This is a genomic window from Rheinheimera baltica, assembly GCF_030731985.1.
In the GTDB taxonomy this organism is placed as follows: domain Bacteria; phylum Pseudomonadota; class Gammaproteobacteria; order Enterobacterales; family Alteromonadaceae; genus Alishewanella; species Alishewanella baltica.
Genome location: NZ_JAPJDY010000006.1, coordinates 191,053 through 213,319 on the forward strand (window position 1 = coordinate 191,053; position 22,267 = coordinate 213,319).

Sequence of the window (22,267 nt, forward strand, 5' to 3'; positions counted from 1 at the left end):
CCACCCTGCATAAGTCTTTAAAATGCCGTTTTTAGCCATTGGAATAATGTTGTATGAGTTTTTGGCCTGAGTTTTTATTAATTGCCTTTGTGCACCTAATGGCCGTCTCTAGCCCGGGGCCGGATTTTGCCATTGTACTGCGCTATGCGGTTCGTTTTGGCAGACAGCAGGCACTTGCAGCCAGTATAGGTATTGGGGTTGCCATATTATTGCATATCACGTGGTCACTCGTTGGTATTGCCGTGCTAATCCAGACAACACCCTGGCTGTTTAAGGCATTGAGCATAGCAGGAGCAGCGTATTTGGCCTATGTTGGTGTAATGGCACTGAAAAGTCAGCCGCCATCAGTGTCAGAACAGCCAACGGACGAAAGTGCTAATGAAAAAGTACCGTCGGTAAAACGAGCCTTCATTGCCGGCTTTATTACCAATGGGTTAAACCCTAAAGCAACGTTATTTTTTCTATCGCTGTTTGCTGTCATCATTTCCCCTATCACTCCGCTTATGTACAAAATTGGTTATGGAATCTATATGTCAATAGCGACCGCGGCATGGTTTTGTATGTTATCTGTTGTGCTAACCCACACTAAAGTGAGAGGTTTTTTACTTCTAAAAGGCTATTGGTTCGACAGGGCGATGGGCTTATTATTGCTGGCACTTGCGGCTCATTTGGTGGTGAGCAGTCTTAGTCGCTAATACTTATAGTAACGAGGTAAAACCACATTTTATTTAAGGGTTTTATTGCTATAACTGTCGGCACCGTTATAATACGCGCGGTTTTTAATGTTGCTCCGGATTTACGGTCCGGCCTTGCAAGAGGTTAATTATGTACGTTGTAGCTGCACTTTATAAATTTGTTCACTTACCCGATTACGTAACGCTTAGAGATGCGTTATATGAGACGATGGTTGCCAATAATGTTAAAGGTACATTATTGCTGGCTGAAGAGGGGATTAATGGCACCATTTGCGGTTTGCGAGCCGGTGTGGATGCTGTTAAAGCCTGGCTAGATGCTGATGGGCGTTTTACCGCGTTAAGTTATAAAGAATCGTTTGCGGAAGAGCTGGCGTTTTATCGCACCAAAGTTAAGCTGAAAAATGAAATTGTTACCATGGGTGTCGCAGGTATTGACCCTGCACATATTGTTGGTACCTATGTTAAAGGTGATGATTGGAATCAACTTATTTCTGATCCAGACACCATTGTGATTGATACACGCAATGATTACGAAGTTGCCATTGGTACCTTTAAAAATGCTGTCAATCCAAACACGACTACCTTTCGTGAATTCCCGCAGTGGGCGGCAGATAATCTGGACAAAACCAAGCACAAAAAAGTGGCTATGTTTTGTACCGGAGGTATTCGTTGCGAAAAATCTACCGCGTTCTTAAAAGAGCAAGGCTTTGATGAGGTTTATCACCTGGATGGCGGTATCTTAAAATATCTGGAAGAGACACCCGTTGAGCAAAGCCTGTGGCAAGGTGAATGTTTTGTATTTGACCAACGCGTGGCAGTTAAACATGGCTTAGAGCAAGGTAGTTATGATCAATGCTACGCCTGCCGCATGCCATTGTCGGCTGATGAAATGTTATCAGAGCATTATGTTAAAGGTCTGAGTTGCCCGCACTGTTATGATAAAACAACAGAAGAACAAAAAGCGGCCTTCGCAGAACGTCAGCGTCAGGTTGAATTAGCAAAACAACGTGGTGAAAAGCACATCCGAGATGGTAAGTTTGAATAAGGTTTAGTAACTTATCGATAGTAAAAGCCAGCATAATGCTGGCTTTTTTTATGGTATTAAATGGTTTGTCGTTAACCATCCATTCTATTATTTAGAATGCTTATCGGCAAAAATTGCGATTTTAGTTTCACAAAATTGCTATATCCTTAGTAAATTAAAGGAGTAAACCATGTGGAAAAATGACGTATCGCGTTATGGGCTAATAAGTATTGTACTGCACTGGATAACCGCTTTAGCAGTGTTAGGCTTATTTGCGGTTGGTTTCTGGATGGTTGATCTGACCTATTACAGCCAATGGTATCGAACTGCACCATACTGGCATAAGAGTATTGGTATTTTGTTGGCCATAACAATTTGCCTTCGTTTGGCCTGGCGTTACTTTAGTCCGCCGCCAAATGCAGTAACAACGCATAAACGTTGGGAAAAACAGATTTCATCTGTTGTGCAAGGTTTGCTGTATATCGGTATGGTGACACTCTTTATAAGTGGTTATCTGATTTCTACAGAAGACGGCAGGCCAATAAGTGTATTTGGTTGGTTTGATGTACCCGCAGCAGGGGCCTTGTTTGATAATCAGGCTGACACTGCGGGCTTAGTGCACGAATACGTTGCTTACAGCTTAATCGCGCTGACATTGTTGCATGGTGCTGCAGCGTTAAAACATCACTTTGTTGATAAAGACAATACACTCAGACGTATGTTTGGGCGTAAACCTTAAAATTTGGAGAGTAATATGAAGAAACTTTTCCTCGCTGCCTCATTGGCTGCATTAATGACATTGCCAGCACAGGCTGCAGACTATGTTATTGATACTCAAGGCGCACACGCATTTGTACAGTTCAAAATTAGCCATTTAGGTTATAGCTGGCTTTATGGCCGCTTTAATACTTTTTCTGGTGACTTTAGCTATGACGCGGCAAAGCTAGCCGAGTCAAAAATTCAGTTAACGATAGATACCAGTAGCGTTGATTCAAATCATGCTGAGCGTGATAAACACTTACGAAGTGCTGACTTTCTTAATGTTGGCAAACACCCTAAAGCCACTTTCGTTAGCACTAAAGTTGTTGAGAGAGATAACAATAACTTCGACCTTTATGGCAACCTCACCCTCAATGGTGTGACAAAAGAAGTCGTTATTGCTGCAGAAAAAACGGGTGAAGGCAAAGATCCCTGGGGGGGGTATCGTGCTGGATTTTCAGGTACTACAACGTTAACGTTGAAAGACTTTGCTATCAGTATGGATTTAGGCCCTGCTTCGGCAACAGTACAAATGGAGTTAAGCGTTGAGGGGATCCGCAAGTAGGCCTCAGCATCACTCATCAGCAGGAGATGCTAATACAAAAATGCAGCACTCCTGCTGTTTTAGACTGATGTTTAATTGCTATTGTTTGTTGTCGATATAGGTATTGGCACAGGTTCTTTCGGCTTTAAGGCACTGAGCAAACTTACCAAAATAAGATTAAATTCTTCGTCTTCTACTTGCACGTTGGTCAGTTGGCTGACAAGCAATGTGGCCTCAAAAGTATCACCGGTACGATACATCAGTTGTGCTAAGCGTAATGTTGCCCAATACAGGCTTCTGTTTTCACTGTCTTTGTAAAATGCCAGATATTGTTGTAACGCCTTAATCCCTTCATCAGCATCTTGATCGGCGATTACCGCCAAGCGGCCTATATGGTAAAGTGCATTATATTTGTCAGTTGCATCGGTAGCGTATTGAGCTGCTAACGTATAGCTTTTAAATGCTTGTGCATGCACGCCTAATTCATTTTCAATTTGAGCTTTACGTGCGAGTAAGCGCGCCGTTGGTGGGTTAGGCATCATGCTGTTTAATAGTTCAAGTGCCTCTGTAGGTTTTTTGTCATTAAGTAAAATACGCGATCTGGCTAACAAGGCTTGTGCCGGATTTTCTTTGGCAAGTTGCTCTGTCATGGCTTCAGCAAGTGCTTTGTCACCACCTGCAGCGGCTGGTGCAATACTGTAAAAATCTATTAATGCCTGACGTGCAGCAAAATACTGCGGGTTTAAATTAACAGCATTTTGCAATAACGCCACGCCGCGAAGCGCGCGATCTTTTGCTGCAAACACATTGCCATTGCTTGCCAAACGAATTTTGCTTAATCCTGCAAGATAGTTTAATTCAACATTTTGCGGAAACTGTTCAACAGCGAAGTTGAGTAAGTCATTAGCGTCTTCCAAACGTTGCAAACTAATCAGAGCCTTAGCATAGACAACCAGTAAATTATCGTGTTGTTTATAATCGGGCAGCTTGACCAACTGATGTTCAAGCTCAGAAAACTGCGACTTGGCTAACAATTGCTCATAATGGGAGAAGTCTGCCGACGGTAAACTGGATGCAACGAGCAACAACAGGGCCTTCATCAATGATCTCCTTCAAGATCAATGCACAATACACGTATCGTAGTCTGCAGCAAATGCAGTAAAAATACCACACAATCACGGGATTTCAATTTCAATATCGTTTACAGGAATACTGCAGCATGGCAAGAACTCGCCTTGCCGAACAAAAGCCAGGGGTTCATTGATGTAACGAATTTCTCCGCGTAAAAGCTTACAACGACATGCACCACAGTAACCTTCACGACAATGAAAATTGACCTGTAACCGTTGTTGTTCTAGTGCGTCGAGCAGCGTTCTGGCTTGGCCATCAAAATTAATGGCCACATCAGCGCTTACTTTAACAGTAGGCATTTGGCTTACAGATCGAAATCACCGAAATCGCCACCGTCAACTTCATTATCAATCTGCCCAACCAGGTAAGAACTAATTTCAGCTTCTTGCGGGGCAACCTGTACGTTGTCAGAAACCAACCAGGTATTGATCCACGGAATAGGATTTTGTGTGGTTGAGAAGATAGCCTTTAAACCAATAGCTTGCATACGGCTGTTTGAAATATACTCTACATATTGGCAAAGAATGTCTTTGTTCAAACCAATCATAGAGCCGTCCTTAAACAAAAACTCTGCCCAGTCTTTTTCTTGCTCTGCTGCTTTGCGGAAAATGGCGTAAGCTTCTTCTTCGCATTCTTTGGCGATTATTGCCATGTCTGGATCATCATCGCCTGCGGCCATAATATTTAGCATGTGCTGGGTGCCGGTAAGATGTAATGCTTCATCGCGGGCAATAAGCCGGATAATTTTGGCGTTACCTTCCATTAGTTCGCGTTCGGCAAAGGCAAAACTGCAGGCAAAACTAACATAAAACCGGATAGCTTCAAGCACGTTTACCGACATAACACACAGGTACAAGCGGCGCTTTAACTCATAAAGACTAATGGTTTCACTATTACCATTAATGGTATGAGTACCTTCACCACAGCGCTGATATAAATTAATGCCATCAATCAGGTGGTCATAATAGCGGGTTACATCTTCAGCGCGTTGTAGTATTTTTTCATTCAGCATAATGTCGTCGAACACTTTATGGGGTTCGGCGCTAATGTTGCGTACTATATGGGTATAGCTGCGGCTGTGTATGGTTTCACTAAAGGCCCAGGTTTCTATCCATGTTTCTAGTTCAGGTAAAGATACTATTGGCAAAAACGCCACATTGGGTGAACGGCCTTGGACAGAATCCAATAAGGTCTGGTATTTCAGATTACTGATAAATATGTGTTTTTCATGATCCGGCAGGTTTTGATAGTCAATCCTGTCTTTGCTAACGTCAACCTCTTCCGGGCGCCAGAAAAAACTCAATTGTTTTTCAATCAGTTTTTCGAAGATACCGTATTTTTGCTGATCATAGCGTGAAACGTTTACCGGATTACCGAAAAACATCGGCTCTTTCATCTGATCATTCATTATGCGGTTGAAAGTTGTGTACGCCATTGCCACTTATCGTCCTAACTGGGGGTTCAATACAAAGTACGGACTACCTAAGCAGTCCGTTTACTCAAAAGTTAAATTTTACACGCGCCACCAGCACAGCCGTCATCTTCCGGCTCTGGCTTAATATCCTCCTGAATGTCGGATGCGCCATCACGGGTGTTGTGGTAATACATTGTTTTTACACCCAGTTTGTAAGCTGACAGTAAGTCCTGTAACAACAGTTTCATTGGCACTTTGCCGCCATCAAACTTATTTGGATCGTAGTTAGTGTTCGCGGAAATGGTCTGATCGATAAATTTCTGCATAATAGCGACCAAGGCAATATAACCACTGTTATTGGGGATATTCCAAAGTAATTCGTACTGATCTTTTAATCTCTCGTATTCAGGAACAACCTGTTTCAATATACCGTCTTTGCTGGCTTTTACGCTGATATGACCACGTGGTGGCTCAATACCATTTGTCGCATTAGATATTTGTGACGACGTTTCAGACGGCATTAATGCTGATAAGGTCGAATTACGCAGACCATGATTCAGAATATCTTTACGTAGTTGCTCCCAGTCTAACAGCAATGGCTCACTACAGATTTTGTCCAAGTCTTTCTTGTACGTATCAATTGGCAGTATGCCTTCGGCATAAGTGGTTTCATTAAATTTTGGACAAGCACCAAATTCCTGAGCCAATTTATTCGACGCTTTCAATAAATAATACTGAATAGCTTCGAAGGTGCGATGTGTTAAGCCATTAGCTGAACCATCTGAGTACTTAACCCCGTTCTTAGCTAAATAGTAAGCATAATTGATGACGCCAACACCGAGGGTTCGGCGGTTAATTGACGCATGGAATGCTGCAGGAATAGGGTAATCCTGATAATCTAGCAGGCTATCTAATGACCTTACCGCCAGCTCAGCTAATTCTTCTAATTCGTTAAGATCTTCAATCGCCCCCAGGTTAAAAGCTGACAGGGTGCACAGGGCAATTTCACCGTCTGGATCATTGACATGTTTTAATGGTTTTGTTGGCAGAGCGATTTCTAAACATAAATTGCTCTGGCGCACTGGGGCAAATTTGGGGTTAAACGGACTGTGCGTATTACAGTGGTCTACGTTCTGTAAGTAAATGCGGCCGGTGCTGGCACGTTCTTGCATAAACAAAGTAAATAATTCTAACGCTTTTAAACGCTTTTTACGGATGCTGTTATCAGCTTCGTATTTTACGTATAGCTGCTCAAACTTTTCCTGATCTTCGAAGAACGCATCGTATAAACCCGGTACATCAGATGGGCTGAACAACGTGATGTAGTCGTCTTTAATTAAGCGGGTATACATTAAGCGGTTAAATTGGACGCCGTAATCTAAGTGCCTAACCCGGTTTTCTTCCACACCACGGTTATTTTTTAAGACCAGCAACGACTCTACTTCTAAATGCCAAAGTGGATAGAACAGGGTTGCAGCACCACCACGAACGCCACCTTGCGAACAGCTTTTTACAGCGGTTTGAAAGTGTTTATAAAATGGGATACAGCCAGTATGGAATGCTTCACCATTACGAATTGGGCTACCCATAGCACGAATACGTCCAGCATTAATACCAATACCGGCGCGCTGGCTGACATATTTAACAATGGCACTGGAGGTGGCATTTATCGAATCTAAGCTGTCACCACATTCAATCAATACGCAAGAGCTAAACTGACGGGTAGGGGTGCGCACGCCCGACATGATAGGTGTGGGTAAAGATAACTTAAATAGTGAACATGCATCGTAGAAGCGGCGAACATAAGTTAAGCGGTTTGCTTTGGGATAATTGGCAAACAAACAGGCTGCAACCAGCATGTACAAAAACTGTGCGCTTTCATAAATTACGCCTGTGACGCGGTTTTGTACTAAATACTTGCCTTCCAGTTGTTTGACTGCGGCGTAGCTGAAATTTAAATCCCGGCTATGGTCAATAAAATCGTTCATCTGCTGCAGTTCTTCACGACTGTAATCAGCCAAAATATGCTGGTCATAACGATTGCTTTCAACCATTTTAACCACATGATCATACAAGTGCGGTGGTTCAAACTGGCCGTAGGCTTTTTTACGCAAATGAAAAACGGCAAGGCGCGCTGCGAGATACTGATAATCAGGGCTGTCTTTTGAAATTAAGTCAGCCGCAGCTTTAATAATTGTCTCATGAATATCTTCCGATTTTATGCCGTCATAAAACTGAATATGTGACTTTAGCTCAACCTGAGACACCGAAACATGTGATAGACCTTCGGCCGCCCAGGTAATAACACGATGAATTTTATCCAGGTCTAATGGTTCGCGGCGGCCATCACGTTTAGTGACGAAAAGAGATTGAGTCATTGCTGCAGATTTCCGTTTCGGTTGTTGTTAATACTGATTATGAGCCATGTAGCGCACGGCCATTTAACCAGCAGCTATTGTTGCTTAATTACACAACATATAGGTGCTTTTTATAAAGTGATCACAAGATAGTGTGGATCTGATTATTTTGCAAGGCTTGACGTGAGTGAAAAAAAGCCGGTTAAACTTGCTGTTAGTAGCTGCTAACCTTGGCAGTAGTGTGCTGAGAAAAGCTTGCGCGAAGCAAGCTTTTTTTCCAGATAAATTTATTTGTTCTATCAATTTATTTTTTATAGCGTGAAGCTATTTATAAGGTAAAAGACTTAACCAGTCGTTTAAATTAAGCTGGTTTTTTTGCCACCACAATATAATTAACATCTACGCCGGGCCCGGTTTTAAAACTGTTATTGACGGGGTTAAAATGTAGCCCTGTGGCGGCGGTAATTTCTAAACCTGCTTGCTCAAGGTAGCGCATTAGCTCAGAAGGCCGGATAAATTTATTAAATTCGTGTGTGCCTTTAGGTACCAGCTTCATAATATGCTCAGCGCCGACTATTGCTAATAAATACGCTTTCCAGGTTTTATTTAACGTTGAAAAAAACAAAGTCGCACCAGGCTTAGCTAAATCTGCACATGCCTGAATAACAGACATTGGTTCGGGAACATGTTCCAGCATCTCCATACAGGTGACAACATCGTATTGCGCCGCGAAGCGTTGGCTATATTCTTCCGCTGTTGTCTGCTGATAATTTACCTCTACACCGGCTTCCAGTGCATGTAAACGGGCAACATTTAATGAATCTAAGGCCATATCAAGACCGGTTACCACTGCACCACAACGGGCCATACTTTCCGCTAAAATACCGCCACCACAGCCAATATCAACAACCGTTTTGCCGAACAGGCCCTGTATTTCGTCGCTAATGTAGGTTAACCGAACCGGGTTTAATAAATGCAGCGGTTTAAATTCGCCGGCAGGATCCCACCAACGAGAGGCGATATCGTTAAACTTGGCAATTTCGCCTGGATCAACATTGGTTGTATTCACTTTTACTTGTGTTGTCATATCAGATGCCTCACGTTTTTGCGTGCATTATAAAGCCTTGATCTGTTAGAGCAATGCTACGGGTTAATTTGCTATGCATTTCAGGCATGGCAAGCGTGATTTTCTGTGATAGAATCTTGCGTTGTCTCGCGCTTTATAACATCGACAAAAGCGAGTTATCTATTTGATTTAAAGGGAAAATAGCGTTTTATGACAGATCTGGCCAGAGAAATAGTTCCTATTAATATTGAGGACGAATTAAAGAATTCGTACCTCGATTACGCAATGAGTGTCATTGTTGGCCGCGCCTTACCAGACGTAAGAGATGGTCTTAAGCCGGTGCATCGCCGCGTGCTATTCGCGATGAAGGAACTTGGCAACGACTGGAACAAAGCCTATAAAAAATCTGCCCGTGTGGTAGGGGATGTTATTGGTAAATACCATCCGCACGGCGATAGCGCAGTGTACGACACGATAGTGCGTATGGCTCAGCCTTTCTCTCTGCGTTATATGTTGGTTGATGGGCAAGGTAACTTCGGTTCAATTGACGGCGATTCAGCGGCCGCAATGCGTTATACCGAAGTACGGATGGCGCGTATTGCGCACGAATTGCTAGCCGATTTAGATAAAGAAACCGTAGATTTTGTGCCAAATTATGATGGCACTGAACAAATTCCGGCTGTTATGCCAACCAAGCTACCAAACCTGTTAGTTAACGGTTCAAGTGGTATTGCTGTTGGTATGGCAACTAATATTCCACCACACAACTTAACCGAAGTCATCGACGGTTGCTTAGCTTTAATTGCTAACCCTGATATCGAATTGCATGAATTGATGCAATATATCCCTGGGCCAGATTTCCCTACCGCCGCTATTATTAACGGCCGAAAAGGGATTGAAGAAGCGTACCGTACTGGCCGTGGCAAGGTGTATATCCGCGCTCAAACCATGGTTGAGACCGACGAAAAAACTGGCCGCGAAGCTATTATTGTTAATGAAATTCCGTACCAGGTTAATAAAGCCCGTTTAATTGAAAAAATTGCCGAGCTGGTCAAAGAAAAACGTATTGAAGGTATTTCTGCACTGCGTGACGAGTCTGATAAAGACGGTATGCGCATTGTTATCGAGCTTAAGCGCGGTGAGTCTACGGATGTGATGCTTAACCAACTTTATACCAACACGCAAATGCAAACCGTGTTTGGTATTAATATGGTGGCACTGGATCAAGGTCAGCCTAAACTACTAAGCCTAAAAGAAATGCTGCAGTGTTTTGTGCTGCACCGTCGTGAAGTTGTTACGCGTCGCACCGTATACGATTTACGTAAAGCCCGTGACCGTGCTCATATTTTGGAAGGTTTAGCCATCGCACTGGCGAATATCGATGAAATTATCGAACTGGTTAAAACCTCTGCCAGCCCGGCAGAAGCCAAAGCTGGCCTTGTTCAGCGCGGCTGGAAGCTGGGTGATGTAAGTGCAATGCTTGAGCGGGCAGGCCAGGATGCTGCAAGGCCAGAGTGGCTTGAAGAACACTTCGGTATTCGTGATGGTTTATATTTCCTCACTGAACAACAAGCACAAGCCATCCTTGATTTACGCTTACACAAGTTAACGGGTCTGGAACATGAAAAAATTCTGGACGAATACAAACAGCTGTTAGAGCTGATTGCTGAATTGTTATTTATTCTGGGCAGCCCGGAACGTTTAATGGAAGTGATTTGCGAAGAGTTGGAAGCCATTAAAACACAGTATGGTGATGCACGGCGCACCGATATCCAAGACAACATGTTAGATATCAACATGGAAGATTTGATAACGGAAGAAGATGTGGTCGTTACGTTATCGCACCTGGGTTATGCTAAATACCAGCCGTTATCAGATTACGAAGCGCAACGTCGCGGTGGTAAAGGTAAGGCCGCGACAACCGTTAAAGATGAAGACTTCGTCGACAAGCTGCTGGTCGCAAGTACACACGATACGATTCTGTGTTTCTCTAATCGTGGTCGTCTGTACTGGATGAAAGTTTATCAGTTACCTCTGGCCAGCCGTACAGCTCGCGGTAAGCCTATTGTTAACTTGTTACCGCTGGAAGAAGGAGAGCGTATAAATGCTATCCTGCCGGTACGTGAATACGAAGCTGATAAATATGTATTTATGGCAACCGCTAACGGTACCGTTAAGAAAACGTCGTTAGTAGAATACTCACGGCCACGTTCCAACGGCATTATTGCTGTAAATCTGAATGATGGCGATAGGTTAATCGGCGTTGGTATCACTGACGGAAACAACGAAATTATGTTGTTCTCAGATGATGGTAAAGTCGTGCGCTTCACTGAAGATCAGGTTCGTGGCATGGGCCGCACCGCTACCGGTGTTCGCGGTATTAAACTGCGCGAAGGTGGTTCTGTCGTATCGCTAATTATTCCGCAAGGCGAAGGCCCAATTCTTACTGTCACCGAGAATGGTTACGGTAAACGTACCGGATTAAATGAATACCCAGCGAAAAGCCGTGCAACACAAGGCGTAGTCTCCATTAAAGTCTCTGAGCGTAATGGCTTAGTTGTTGGTGCCGTGCAGGTAAATGAGCTTGATGAAATCATGATGATTTCTAACAAGGGCACTTTAGTACGTACCCGTGTTAATGAGGTTTCTGAAGTGGGCCGTAATACCCAGGGCGTTATATTGATCCGTACCGCTGAAAATGAAAAAGTGGTTGGGGTAGCCAAGGTAGACGAGATCCAAGACCTTGAAGAACTTGCCGCTGCTGAAGCAGAAAAAACACCTAATCCTGAATTGACTGATACACAGTTAGCACAGGATGAAGAAGAGTAACACCCAGACAAAACGGGCGCTTATGCGCTCGTTTTGCTTTCTACGGTGACCATAATTTGAGATCGGTTACAAAACCGGCAGCTTTAAAAACAACCAGGCCAGTTGAATAAACACGCTAACTCAGGAGCAAGCAGTAGATCATGACCACATTTAATTTTTGCGCCGGTCCGGCAATGTTACCGGTAGACGTTATGGCGCAAGCACAGCACGAATTTATTAACTGGCAGCAGCATGGCTGCTCTATTATGGAAATGAGCCATAGAAGTAAGTCGTTTATTCGTGTCGCAGCAGAAGCTGAACAAGACTTACGTGATTTACTTAACATCCCAACCAACTACAAAGTGTTGTTTATGCACGGTGGTGGCCGTGGCCAGTTTTCTGCTGTGCCATTAAATTTATTGAAAGCAGGCCAAACAGCGGATTATATCGTCTCTGGGGCATGGTCAACGTCTGCAGTAGAAGAGGCAGCAAAATATGGCCAGCTAAACGTGCAAAATATTCGCCAAACCGATGCGAACGGTAGCCGCAGTTTAATTGCGCCCAAAGATTGGCAATTAACACCTAATGCTGCTTATGTGCATTGTTGTCCAAATGAAACCGTTGACGGTATTGAGTTTACAGCCTTACCTGATAGTCAGAGCCCAATAGTGGCAGATTTATCCTCAACCATTTTATCCAGGCCAATTGATGTTTGTCGTTATGGTGTTATTTATGCCGGAGCACAAAAAAACATTGGCCCGTCTGGTTTAACGCTGGCAATTGTACGAGAAGACTTGTTACCTACAAAAGAAAGTATTATTCCATCAGTATTAGATTATCGCTTAGCGGCAGAGAACGACAGCATGTTTAACACGCCGCCGTCTTTTGCCTGGTATTTGGCAGGTTTAGTGTTTAAATGGCTAAAACAGCAGGGTGGCGTAACCGAAATGGCAACGCGTAACCAAATCAAAGCAAGCTTTTTATATGATTACATTGATAAAAGTGACTTTTACTCAAACGACGTCGATACCGCTTACCGTTCTTGGATGAATGTGCCCTTTTTTCTGGCAGACGAGCGGTTAAACGATATGTTTGTTGACCAGGCAGAGGCCCATGGCTTGCTGGCGTTAAAGGGCCATCGTATGGTTGGAGGTATGCGTGCCAGCATCTATAACGCCATGCCATTGGAAGGGGTACAAACGCTGGTGAGTTTTATGCAAGAATTTGAGCGGGTAAACGGATGAAGACATTAACACTAAACCCTATCAAAAAAGTATCCGGTGAAGTGCATTTACCTGGCTCTAAAAGTATTTCAAATCGCGTATTGTTGCTTGCAGCCTTGGCTAAAGGCACAACAAAGATCACTAATTTACTCGACAGCGACGACGTACGTCATATGCTAAATGCCCTAACGGCACTTGGGGTTAGTTACGCGTTATCAGAAAGCCGAACTGAGTGCGAAGTTCAGGGTTTAGGCGGATTGTTTCAGCAGTCTCAAACCGTTGAACTGTTTTTAGGTAACGCTGGCACAGCGATGCGTCCGCTAACTGCTGCGCTGGCAGCGTCAAATGTTGATGTGACTCTCACCGGTGAGCCTCGCATGTATGAGCGTCCTATTGGGCATTTAGTTGATGCACTGCGCCAATGGCAGGCAGACATACATTATGTTGGCGATGAAAGCTACCCTCCACTACACATTGTGGGTAGCACGCTGCAAGGTGGCAAAATTCAAATAGATGGCAGTATCTCCAGCCAGTTTTTAACCGCTGTACTTATGGTGGCACCACTACTAAAAGGCGATAGTGAAATAGAGATTGTAGGTGAGTTAGTCTCTAAGCCTTATATCGATATTACGTTGGCGTTGATGCAGCGTTTTGGTGTGACCGTAGAAAACCATGATTATAAGGCGTTTTTAGTTAAAGGAAAGCAACATTATTGTTCGCCTGGACACTGGCTGGTAGAGGGCGATGCTTCATCTGCGTCCTATTTTCTGGCAGCAGCTGCGATTAAAGGCGGTAGCATTAAAGTCACCGGAATTGGCAAACATGCGGTTCAAGGTGATATCCATTTTGCTGATGCCTTAGAAGCAATGGGCGCTAACGTAGAATGGGGAGATGACTATATAAAGGTATCGCGTAACCAGTTAAACGGTGTGGACAGGGATTATAATGCCATTCCAGACGCAGCCATGACGATAGCAACGACAGCACTGTTTGCCAAGGGACCAACGGTGATCCGTAATGTCTACAACTGGCGTGTTAAAGAGACCGACCGGCTTTTTGCTATGGCAACAGAACTGAGAAAAGTAGGGGCTGAGGTTGAGGAAGGCCACGATTATATCAAAGTAACGCCACCTACTACACTGACGCACGCCAGCATTGCTACCTATAACGATCACCGTATGGCGATGTGTTTTTCGCTAGTGGCACTGAGTGACACGGCGGTGACAATTGAAGACCCGGACTGCACAGCAAAAACCTTCCCTAATTATTTTGATTTGTTCCGGCAATTAGCCTGTTAATCAGGTTGATGCTTCCAGACGCGTAGCCTTCTAACTATGCGTCTTTCCTTCGCTTTATCGTAATTAAACACAGATTTTGTCGCAAAAAGCTGTATAATGTCGCCGTTTTAAATTCCGATTAACCAGTTGTAATAAGGGGGTAGGATGCCACACTCTGCAGCAGTAATTACCATTGATGGCCCGGGCGGTTCAGGCAAAGGCACAATTTGTCGTTTGCTAGCTCAGCGCTTAGGCTGGCAATTACTCGACAGTGGCGCTATTTACCGCGTACTGGCATTAGCAGCTATGCACCATCACATTGCGTGTGATGATGAAGACGCGTTACAGCCGCTAGCCGCTCATCTTGACGTGCAGTTTAGCAGTGATGAGCAAGGCAATGTGCGTATAACACTGGAAGGTGAAAACGTCTCTCATACTATTCGTACCGAAGAAGTGGGTACCTTGGCGTCCAAAATTGCCTCATTACCACGTGTGCGTGAAGCTTTATTACGCCGCCAACGTGCTTTTGCTGAAGCCCCCGGTTTAGTGGCGGATGGACGTGACATGGGCACGGTCGTTTTCCCGCAGGCAGAAGTTAAAATCTTTTTAACCGCCACGGCGGAAGAGCGCGCCAGACGGCGCTATTTAGAGTTGAAAGAAAAGGGCTTTGATGTTAACATCGGCGACCTTTTGAGCGATATCCAAGCTAGGGACGAGCGCGATATGAATCGTGCTACCGCGCCATTAAAACCGGCTGACGATGCCTATAGACTGGATTCGACCAGTAAATCGATTGAACAAGTGTTGGAAGAGGTACTGAACTACGCCGGCATGAAATTGCCAGCAGTGGTGTGAACCAGGCCAAAACCGCATTTTGGACAGCCTGTTAAATGGAATTAAACAGGTAAATTTAGCAACCCCATACGAACATGATGTTCTGTGGCGCACTTAACTGAAAAAGTGAATATGACTGAAAATTTTGCACAATTATTTGAGGAAAGCCTCAAGTCCATCGAAACCCGTCCGGGTGCCATTGTTAAAGGTACTGTTGTAGCCGTTCTGAAAGACGTCGTCATGGTTGACGCTGGCCTTAAGTCAGAAGCTGCTATTCCGGTTGAACAGTTCAAAAATTTGAGCGGTGAAATCGAAGTTAGCGTTGGCGACATCATTGACGTTGCTTTAGATGCGATTGAAGACGGTTTCGGTGAAACTCTGTTATCTCGCGAAAAAGCCAAACGTCACGAAGCCTGGGTACGCCTGGAAAAAGCTTGTGAAGACAAAGAAACTGTTATCGGTGTTATCACTGGTAAAGTTAAAGGTGGTTTCACAGTTGAAGTTGACGGTATTCGTGCATTCTTGCCTGGTTCATTAGTAGACGTACGTCCGGTGCGTGACACTCTGCACCTGGAAAACAAAGAACTTGAGTTCAAAGTTATCAAGCTGGATCAGAAGCGCAACAACGTGGTTGTTTCACGTCGTGCGGTTATTGAATCAGAAAGCAGCCATGAACGTGACCAGTTGTTAGAAACACTGGAAGAAGGCATGGAAGTTAAAGGTATCGTTAAGAACCTGACTGACTACGGTGCATTCGTAGATTTAGGTGGCGTAGACGGCTTACTGCATATCACTGATATGGCATGGAAGCGCGTTAAGCACCCAAGCGAAATCGTTAATGTTGGCGACGAAATTCCAGTGAAAGTACTGAAATTCGATCGCGAAAAGCAGCGCGTTTCTTTAGGCCTGAAACAGATGGGCGAAGATCCGTGGGCAGCTATCGCTTCACGTTACCCAGAAGGTGCTCGCATCACTGGTCGCGTAACTAACCTGACTGATTACGGCTGTTTCGTTGAAATCGAAGAAGGCGTTGAAGGCTTAGTACACGTTTCAGAAATGGACTGGACCAACAAAAACATCCACCCATCTAAAGTTGTTAACTTAGGTGACTCTGTGGAAGTTATGGTTCTGGAAATCGACGAAGAACGTCGTCGTATTTCTTTAGGCCTGAAACAGTGTAAAGCTAATCCGTGGGAAGAGTTCGCTAAAGGCTTCAATAAGAGCGATCGTGTAAGCGGTAAGATCAAGTCAATCACTGACTTCGGTATCTTCATCGGCTTAGACGGTGGTATTGATGGTCTGGTTCACTTATCTGACATTTCTTGGAACGCAACTGGCGAAGAAGCCGTACGTGACTTCAAGAAAGGCGACGAAGTACACGCTGTTGTACTGCAAGTTGACCCAGAGCGTGAGCGTATTTCTTTAGGTATCAAGCAGCTGGATGAAGATCCGTTCAACGGTTACCTTGCTGACAACAAAAAAGGTGCTATCGTTAAAGGTGAAGTAACTGCCGTTGACGCTAAAGGCGCTACTGTTATGTTAGAAGGTGCTGTAGAAGGTTATGTTCGTGTATCTGATATCGCGCGTGAGCGTATTGAAGATGCGACTACTGTACTGAAAGTAGGCGAAGAAATTGAAGCTCGTTTAATGGGTGTTGATCGCAAAAACCGCGTAATCAGCCTGTCAATCAAAGCGAAATTCGAAGCTGAAGAAAAAGAAGCTATGGATACTGTCAACAGCAAGCAACAAGAAGCTGATTTTGGTGGTAACGCTATGGCCGAAGCATTTAAAGCTGCTCAGAAGCAGGATTAATTGCTAGCAAAGCAGGAGGTATAAACCTCCTGCTTTATCCTTAAGCAGGTTTGCCGGAGGGTCTATGACCAAGTCTGAATTAATTGAAAAATTAGCTACTGATTTCCCCCATATTCAGGTCAAGGATGTTGAAGCTTCAGTTAAAGAAATCCTCGAGCAGATGGCACAGTCACTGGCTGGCAATGAACGCATCGAAATTCGTGGTTTCGGCAGTTTCTCGCTACACTACAGAGCGCCTCGTGTAGGCCGTAATCCTAAAACTGGCGATAAAGTGGAATTAGACGGTAAATATGTACCGCATTTCAAGCCGGGTAAAGAATTACGAGACCGCGTAAAAACAAACACCTGAGCCTCAATTTATTGAGTGTGCAGGCGTAATCGGAGTGTCCCTTGCGCAGACTACTTTTTACCGCATTAATAGTAGCCCTGGTTGTAATAGGGGTGTTATTCGGTTCTATTAATCAGCAATTAGCTGATTTAAACCTTCTTATAATCAGTATTCAGCTTAGAGTTGTTGATATAGCTGTGTTGTTTCTGTTGTTGGGCATTGTACTGGGTTTAACACTGGCAACGCTGTATTCATTACAACGCAAGGCAAAGGGTTGGCTGCGTAAATCAACGGACAATAACTAACCTATGTTAGAGCTGCTGTTTTTGTTATTACCGGTAGCAGCGGCCTATGGTTGGTTTATGGGGCGCAACAGCGTCAAGCACAAAGAACTTAAGGGTCGCGCAAGCATTACCCGCAATTTATCGTCTGGTTTAAATTTTTTATTAACCGATCAAGAAGACAAGGCTATTGAGCAGTTGCTTGAGCTGCTTGATATTGAAGCTGCGACGATTGAAACCTATCTGGCATTGGCAAATTTATTCCGTCGCAAAGGCGATTGGGATAAAGCCATTCGTATTCATGAGAAACTACACCAACTTAAACTACCTAAGCCGCAAGCCCAACAGATCCAGTTCGAGCTGGCAAAAGATTATTTTTCAGCAGGATTGTATGATCGCGCTGAAAAACTGCTGGTTGATTTGGTAAAGTCTCCAGCGTTAGCTGAGATTGCGCTTAAACAACTGTTTAGCATTTTTATTGCAACCCATGAGTGGCAAAAGGCCAGCCAGTATAGTGCTGCGGTAGACAATACAACATCTAAGTCTTTACGTATCGCGCAAGCAAACATGCAAATTGAAGCGCTGAAAAGCCAGTCTCAGCTAGACACTAAACAGGTGCTGCAGCTTACAGAGCATTATCCAACTGCTATTCGGCCAAAGTACGAGTTAGCGCAACTCGCTTTGTCGTTGCATGACATCTCTTTGGCTAAATCAGCCTTATTGTATCTTGTTGAGCACAAACCCCAGTGGAGCGCTGATTTACTACCATTATTACAACAGTGTGAATTAGCTGACGAAGAGTGGTACCAACTACTAAGTAAACTTGCTAATAAACACCACAATATTACCGCTGTGGTATTATTGGCCAGCTGGCTAACAGAGCATGGCTCAGCTACCGCCGCTGAACAGTTTTTATTAGATAAGTTAAAACAACAGCCTAGCATTCGATTATTCCAACAATTGCTGCAGATCCGCCAGCAGCAGTCTGCTCCAGCGGCGGAAGTGTTATCCTCGGTAAAAGAATTGGTTAACGCTTATCTGGACAAGAAATCGTTATACAGCTGTCGCAATTGTGGCTTTAAAACCCGCAAACAATATTGGTTGTGTCCGTCATGTCAGCAATGGGAAATGGTTGAACCCATTAGTGGTATTGACGGTCGTTAGTTAAAGGAAAATACATGTCTTGTCAAACCCCAGTGGTTGTCGCGCTTGATTTCGAACAGCAAGCCAGCGCATTAAATTTGGTTAGTCAGCTTGATCCTAGCTTGTGTCGTTTAAAAGTGGGCAAGGAGATGTTTACTCACTTTGGCCCTCAATTTGTCACTACATTGCAACAACGCGGTTTTGATGTGTTTTTAGATCTAAAATTCCATGATATTCCTAACACCGTAGCAAAAGCAGTTAAAGCTGCCGCCGATTTAGGTGTATGGATGGTAAATGTTCATGCTAGTGGTGGTAGCAAAATGATGAACGCTGCACGTGAATCTTTGGTATCCTATGGCACTGAAAAACCATATCTTATTGCAGTAACTGTATTAACCAGCATGGAGCAAAGCGATTTAACTGAGTTAGGTATTATGCTGACACCGCAGCAGCAAGTGGTTAAATTAGCCTCGCTAACCAAAAATGCCGGGCTTGATGGTGTGGTGTGTTCCGCTCAGGAAGCTACACTATTAAAGCAACAATTTGGTAAAGAATTTTGTTTGGTAACACCAGGCATTCGCCCGGCTAGCAGTAGCCAGGATGATCAAAAACGCGTGATGACGCCATTACAAGCGTTGTCAGCAGGCGTTGACTTCATGGTTATCGGCCGGCCAATTACGAAAGCCGCGGTGCCATTAGATGCTTTAAACGACATAGTTCGGGAGATTTCAATCGCTTAATTAATCAGGAGGTACACGTTGGATGGTATAAACCTCGCGATATTAGTTGGCGGCTTTCTTTTTATTATCAGCATCATTGCAACCTTAATTTCGGCGCGTCTTGGCGCGCCAATGCTATTACTTTTCCTTATTATTGGTATGTTAGCCGGTGAAGAAGGTCTGGTAGGTATTCAATTCAACAATCCCCAGGTTGCATTTTTTATCGGCTCCATTGCGTTAGTCATCATTTTGTTTGACGGTGGTATGCGCACCCATCCAGAACGGTTCAGAGTCGCGTTAGCACCGGCATCAATGCTGGCAACGGTCGGTGTGGTGCTTACTTGCGGTATTATCGGCGTTGCTGCAGCCTATTTGCTTAATATGACGCTACTGCAGGGATTATTGTTGGGCGCTATTCTTAGCTCAACCGATGCCGCAGCGGTATTTTCTATTTTTCAGTCGCAAGGGCTGCGTATTAAAGACCGTGTTGCCTCAACACTGGAAATAGAGTCGGGTAGTAATGATCCCATGGCGGTAATTCTAACCCTGACCTTAGTTGGCGTATTGGCTGAAGGACAAACGTTAAGTTGGGAAGTTGGACGAACCTTTCTGCAGCAAGCCGCTGTAGGGGGCATTATGGGTTTTGGGGCAGGGCGTGTGTTCGTCTTTTTATGCAGAAAACTGCCGTTAAGTTTCGCTTTTTTCCCGCTACTGGCCGTTGCCAGTTGTATTTTTATCTATGCAGCAACTAATACCTTTGGCGGTAGTGGATTTTTAGCGGTTTATTTAATGGGCTATTTAGTGGGTAACGCCAGGTTGCCGCAAATTATCCATATTCTGCGCATGCACGACGGCTTAGCCTGGATCAGCCAAATCAGCATGTTTTTGATGCTAGGGTTATTGGTGGTGCCAAGTAATTTGATGAATCACCTGGTTCCCGCATTAATTCTGGCGGCTGTACTTATCTTTATTGCCAGGCCTATAGCCGTATTTTTAAGTTTAATTCCGTTTCGTTTTCCCGCACGTGATCAACTCTTTATCAGTTGGGTTGGACTGCGCGGTGCGGTACCCATTATCCTGGCGTTATTTCCATGGCTGGCGGGGATGCCAGATGAACATCTTTATTTCGATGTGGCCTTTGTTGTAGTAATTGTTTCACTAGTGGTACAAGGTTGGAGCATTGTGCCTGTAGCACGCTGGCTAAAACTGGAAGTGCCTGCTGAGCTTGCGCCGGATCAAGCCATGCCGCTTGACGCAGTACCCAGTAACGATGTGATGGAAGTGTTGGCGTTTAAAGTCACCGATACATCACCGGTACTGGCTCTTAGCTGGCAGGATTTAAAATTTAAGCAGCCTATTCAGTTTTTAGGCGTAATACGCGATGGCGAATGGATACTGCCAGAGAAAAAACCGGTATTTAATGCTAAAGACACCTTAATGGTGTTAGCTAAACTAATGCATGTTACTAAAATCAGTGAAATTTTAGCCAACGACGCTGAAAAATCTGTTCTGACAAACAGCAACTTCTTTGGTGACTTTGTGCTAAATGGCTCAGTTAGCCTAAGTGATTTAGATGGCTTCTACACCATAGACTTTGGTAATGAAGATAAAATACAGACCTTAGCCCAATACATAACTAAGCGATTCCACCGCCGGGTTGTAATAGGTGATCAGGTAAAACTGGACAGTTTACTGCTAACAGTACGTCAGGTTAATGAAATAGGCGAAGCAACACAGGTGGGTATTAAGCCGGTTGAGCAATAACCGGCTTTACTGTGTCTTATTGTCAGTACTAAAGCTTATGTGATGAAGTTCAATTTGAAACGGGCCAGTTTTTTTGTCCGCTAGCATCACACTAATCTGAATAATATCGTAAAAGTTAAGAGCAGGCAGATTAGTTATTTTACGACCGCGGTATCGGCCTTCAAAAGCAGCACTGTCAAAGTAATAATCGCGCAATTCACTGGTGGTATTAAATTCAGTCACATACGCAACACCTTGTGGAATATAAGGCGTTTTCAAGCGTAGTTGGTAAGTGCGATTGTCTGCCGCAGCGTTTAGCGATACCTGCGTAAACGTTTTTGCTGGCAGCTTTTGTTGCAAACGAAACTCAACAGAAGCAAAGCCGCCATTGTTTTCCAGCGATAATTCGCCATAAAACAGCACCGCATTGCCATCGGCAGTTTTAGTCACGCTGCCTTGTGAGCGTCCGCCCATAACCGTGTCATGAACCAAAAATAGCCGGCTGAAATGGTCGTTGTTAATAAAGTCGAGCTGAACAGGTTTACTCATTTCCAGATCCTTGGCAGATACACTAAGGCTAACGGTTACGGCAAAAACTAATGACACAATAAACCGACAAGTGCTGATCTTCATATTAGGTAGCTACATATATTTAAATTGGGTATACGGTAAATACACTTAATCAGTTCTCGGATGCTAAGCGCTGATTAGCGGGATAAACTACATGAGCAAAATAAATCAGTGTCAGCTGTGTGAACGGCAATGCGCATTAACGTTTCATCATTTAATACCACGCAAAATGCACCGGCGAACGTATTATAAAAAGCATTTCGACAAAGCGCAGTTACAGCAAGGCGTAATGCTGTGTAGGTTATGCCACAAAGGTATTCACACGCTGTACGATGAAATGACACTGGCAAAGCAATTTAACAGTTTGCAGCAGCTACAAGCAGATAGCAGCATAAGCCAACATGTTGATTGGGTAAGAAAACAGAAAATAGCGCCATAAAAGCACGCTTCATCACCTAACACTAAATGGCCCATAATGTATATTATGTTAAATTGGTTATTAATTTAATTTATATCGACTAATGATGCAGCTCTTTGAA

The 22,267-nt window shown here is 44.1% G+C and carries 21 protein-coding genes; 15 read left to right on the top strand and 6 right to left on the bottom strand.

Going from position 1 to position 22,267, the window contains the following annotated elements:
- Positions 1-53 precede the first annotated feature (53 nt).
- The 4 genes from ORJ00_RS11850 to ORJ00_RS11865 all read left to right on the top strand — a co-directional run bounded on the left by ORJ00_RS11850 (position 54) and on the right by ORJ00_RS11865 (position 3,043).
- Positions 54-695, top strand: coding sequence for a LysE family translocator (locus tag ORJ00_RS11850; protein WP_306139957.1), 642 nt, complete (start codon positions 54-56; stop codon positions 693-695).
- Positions 696-825: 130 nt separating this feature from the next.
- Positions 826-1,740 (top strand): oxygen-dependent tRNA uridine(34) hydroxylase TrhO, encoded by a 915-nt coding sequence (gene trhO, locus ORJ00_RS11855; RefSeq protein WP_027672941.1) that lies wholly within the window; start codon positions 826-828, stop codon positions 1,738-1,740.
- A 169-nt stretch (positions 1,741-1,909) separates the two neighbouring features.
- Positions 1,910-2,458 carry a cytochrome b gene (locus ORJ00_RS11860; protein WP_027672168.1) on the top strand — a complete coding sequence of 183 codons (549 nt, stop codon included), beginning with the start codon at positions 1,910-1,912 and terminating at the stop codon, positions 2,456-2,458.
- A gap of 15 nt (positions 2,459-2,473) precedes the next feature.
- Positions 2,474-3,043 carry a YceI family protein gene (locus ORJ00_RS11865; protein WP_305974501.1) on the top strand — a complete coding sequence of 190 codons (570 nt, stop codon included), beginning with the start codon at positions 2,474-2,476 and terminating at the stop codon, positions 3,041-3,043.
- Between the two features lie 71 nt (positions 3,044-3,114).
- Here the strand turns inward: ORJ00_RS11865 and ORJ00_RS11870 are convergent, their stop codons facing one another.
- From ORJ00_RS11870 to ubiG, 5 genes are all read right to left on the bottom strand, one after another.
- Positions 3,115-4,122, bottom strand: coding sequence for a tetratricopeptide repeat protein (locus ORJ00_RS11870; RefSeq protein WP_051219954.1), 1,008 nt, complete (start codon positions 4,120-4,122; stop codon positions 3,115-3,117).
- A gap of 75 nt (positions 4,123-4,197) precedes the next feature.
- Positions 4,198-4,452, bottom strand: coding sequence for a class I ribonucleotide reductase maintenance protein YfaE (yfaE, locus tag ORJ00_RS11875; RefSeq protein ID WP_027672170.1), 255 nt, complete (start codon positions 4,450-4,452; stop codon positions 4,198-4,200).
- Positions 4,453-4,457: 5 nt separating this feature from the next.
- Positions 4,458-5,588, bottom strand: a complete 1,131-nt coding sequence (nrdB, locus tag ORJ00_RS11880) for a class Ia ribonucleoside-diphosphate reductase subunit beta (protein ID WP_027672171.1) — start codon at positions 5,586-5,588, stop codon at positions 4,458-4,460.
- Between the two features lie 71 nt (positions 5,589-5,659).
- Positions 5,660-7,945, bottom strand: coding sequence for a class 1a ribonucleoside-diphosphate reductase subunit alpha (nrdA, locus tag ORJ00_RS11885; RefSeq protein ID WP_306139958.1), 2,286 nt, complete (start codon positions 7,943-7,945; stop codon positions 5,660-5,662).
- A 340-nt stretch (positions 7,946-8,285) separates the two neighbouring features.
- The gene (gene ubiG, locus ORJ00_RS11890; RefSeq protein WP_306139960.1) at positions 8,286-9,011 is read right to left on the bottom strand and encodes a bifunctional 2-polyprenyl-6-hydroxyphenol methylase/3-demethylubiquinol 3-O-methyltransferase UbiG; all 726 of its coding nucleotides are present in this window, start codon (positions 9,009-9,011) and stop codon (positions 8,286-8,288) included.
- Between the two features lie 189 nt (positions 9,012-9,200).
- Here ubiG and gyrA point away from each other — a divergent pair, with 189 nt between their 5' ends.
- The 10 genes from gyrA (at position 9,201) to ORJ00_RS11940 (ending at position 21,179) form a co-directional block, all read left to right on the top strand.
- On the top strand, positions 9,201-11,819 hold the full coding sequence (gene gyrA / locus ORJ00_RS11895) for a DNA gyrase subunit A (protein WP_027672174.1): 2,619 nt from the start codon (positions 9,201-9,203) through the stop codon (positions 11,817-11,819).
- 137 nt (positions 11,820-11,956) lie between these two features.
- Positions 11,957-13,042, top strand: coding sequence for a 3-phosphoserine/phosphohydroxythreonine transaminase (serC, locus tag ORJ00_RS11900; protein ID WP_370304646.1), 1,086 nt, complete (start codon positions 11,957-11,959; stop codon positions 13,040-13,042).
- Positions 13,039-14,319 (top strand): 3-phosphoshikimate 1-carboxyvinyltransferase, encoded by a 1,281-nt coding sequence (gene aroA / locus ORJ00_RS11905; RefSeq protein ID WP_306139962.1) that lies wholly within the window; start codon positions 13,039-13,041, stop codon positions 14,317-14,319. The genes serC and aroA overlap by 4 nt, the downstream gene beginning before the upstream one ends.
- A 144-nt stretch (positions 14,320-14,463) precedes the next feature.
- Positions 14,464-15,153, top strand: coding sequence for a (d)CMP kinase (gene cmk / locus ORJ00_RS11910; protein ID WP_027672177.1), 690 nt, complete (start codon positions 14,464-14,466; stop codon positions 15,151-15,153).
- Between the two features lie 111 nt (positions 15,154-15,264).
- Positions 15,265-16,944 carry a 30S ribosomal protein S1 gene (gene rpsA / locus ORJ00_RS11915; protein ID WP_027672178.1) on the top strand — a complete coding sequence of 560 codons (1,680 nt, stop codon included), beginning with the start codon at positions 15,265-15,267 and terminating at the stop codon, positions 16,942-16,944.
- Between the two features lie 64 nt (positions 16,945-17,008).
- Positions 17,009-17,293: an integration host factor subunit beta gene (gene ihfB / locus ORJ00_RS11920; protein WP_027672179.1), complete on the top strand. Its 285-nt coding sequence runs from the start codon at positions 17,009-17,011 to the stop codon at positions 17,291-17,293.
- Positions 17,294-17,334: 41 nt separating this feature from the next.
- Complete coding sequence (locus ORJ00_RS11925) at positions 17,335-17,577, top strand: LapA family protein (protein WP_306139963.1); 243 nt, start codon at positions 17,335-17,337, stop codon at positions 17,575-17,577.
- Between the two features lie 3 nt (positions 17,578-17,580).
- The gene (locus tag ORJ00_RS11930) at positions 17,581-18,717 is read left to right on the top strand and encodes an N-acetylglucosaminyl transferase (RefSeq protein WP_306139964.1); all 1,137 of its coding nucleotides are present in this window, start codon (positions 17,581-17,583) and stop codon (positions 18,715-18,717) included.
- A gap of 14 nt (positions 18,718-18,731) precedes the next feature.
- A complete protein-coding gene (pyrF, locus tag ORJ00_RS11935; protein WP_306139966.1) occupies positions 18,732-19,436 on the top strand; it encodes an orotidine-5'-phosphate decarboxylase in 705 nt (234 codons plus the stop codon).
- Positions 19,437-19,454: 18 nt separating this feature from the next.
- Entirely contained in the window at positions 19,455-21,179 is a 1,725-nt protein-coding gene (locus ORJ00_RS11940; RefSeq protein ID WP_306139967.1) for a potassium/proton antiporter, read from the top strand.
- Positions 21,180-21,185: 6 nt separating this feature from the next.
- Here ORJ00_RS11940 and ORJ00_RS11945 read toward each other — a convergent pair whose 3' ends face one another.
- Positions 21,186-21,707: a CIA30 family protein gene (locus ORJ00_RS11945; protein WP_306139968.1), complete on the bottom strand. Its 522-nt coding sequence runs from the start codon at positions 21,705-21,707 to the stop codon at positions 21,186-21,188.
- A gap of 175 nt (positions 21,708-21,882) precedes the next feature.
- Between ORJ00_RS11945 and ORJ00_RS11950 the strand changes: the two genes are divergently transcribed.
- Complete coding sequence (locus ORJ00_RS11950) at positions 21,883-22,167, top strand: hypothetical protein (protein ID WP_306125609.1); 285 nt, start codon at positions 21,883-21,885, stop codon at positions 22,165-22,167.
- Positions 22,168-22,267 lie beyond the last annotated feature (100 nt).

Coding starts and splice junctions, on each gene's coding strand:
- ORJ00_RS11850 (WP_306139957.1), top strand. CDS start 54: ATGAGTTTTTGGCCTGAGTTTTTATTAATTGCCTTTGTGCACCTAATG.
- trhO (WP_027672941.1), top strand. CDS start 826: ATGTACGTTGTAGCTGCACTTTATAAATTTGTTCACTTACCCGATTAC.
- ORJ00_RS11860 (WP_027672168.1), top strand. CDS start 1,910: ATGTGGAAAAATGACGTATCGCGTTATGGGCTAATAAGTATTGTACTG.
- ORJ00_RS11865 (WP_305974501.1), top strand. CDS start 2,474: ATGAAGAAACTTTTCCTCGCTGCCTCATTGGCTGCATTAATGACATTG.
- ORJ00_RS11870 (WP_051219954.1), bottom strand. CDS start 4,122: ATGAAGGCCCTGTTGTTGCTCGTTGCATCCAGTTTACCGTCGGCAGAC.
- yfaE (WP_027672170.1), bottom strand. CDS start 4,452: ATGCCTACTGTTAAAGTAAGCGCTGATGTGGCCATTAATTTTGATGGC.
- nrdB (WP_027672171.1), bottom strand. CDS start 5,588: ATGGCGTACACAACTTTCAACCGCATAATGAATGATCAGATGAAAGAG.
- nrdA (WP_306139958.1), bottom strand. CDS start 7,945: ATGACTCAATCTCTTTTCGTCACTAAACGTGATGGCCGCCGCGAACCA.
- ubiG (WP_306139960.1), bottom strand. CDS start 9,011: ATGACAACACAAGTAAAAGTGAATACAACCAATGTTGATCCAGGCGAA.
- gyrA (WP_027672174.1), top strand. CDS start 9,201: ATGACAGATCTGGCCAGAGAAATAGTTCCTATTAATATTGAGGACGAA.
- aroA (WP_306139962.1), top strand. CDS start 13,039: ATGAAGACATTAACACTAAACCCTATCAAAAAAGTATCCGGTGAAGTG.
- cmk (WP_027672177.1), top strand. CDS start 14,464: ATGCCACACTCTGCAGCAGTAATTACCATTGATGGCCCGGGCGGTTCA.
- rpsA (WP_027672178.1), top strand. CDS start 15,265: ATGACTGAAAATTTTGCACAATTATTTGAGGAAAGCCTCAAGTCCATC.
- ihfB (WP_027672179.1), top strand. CDS start 17,009: ATGACCAAGTCTGAATTAATTGAAAAATTAGCTACTGATTTCCCCCAT.
- ORJ00_RS11930 (WP_306139964.1), top strand. CDS start 17,581: ATGTTAGAGCTGCTGTTTTTGTTATTACCGGTAGCAGCGGCCTATGGT.
- pyrF (WP_306139966.1), top strand. CDS start 18,732: ATGTCTTGTCAAACCCCAGTGGTTGTCGCGCTTGATTTCGAACAGCAA.
- ORJ00_RS11945 (WP_306139968.1), bottom strand. CDS start 21,707: ATGAGTAAACCTGTTCAGCTCGACTTTATTAACAACGACCATTTCAGC.
- ORJ00_RS11950 (WP_306125609.1), top strand. CDS start 21,883: ATGAGCAAAATAAATCAGTGTCAGCTGTGTGAACGGCAATGCGCATTA.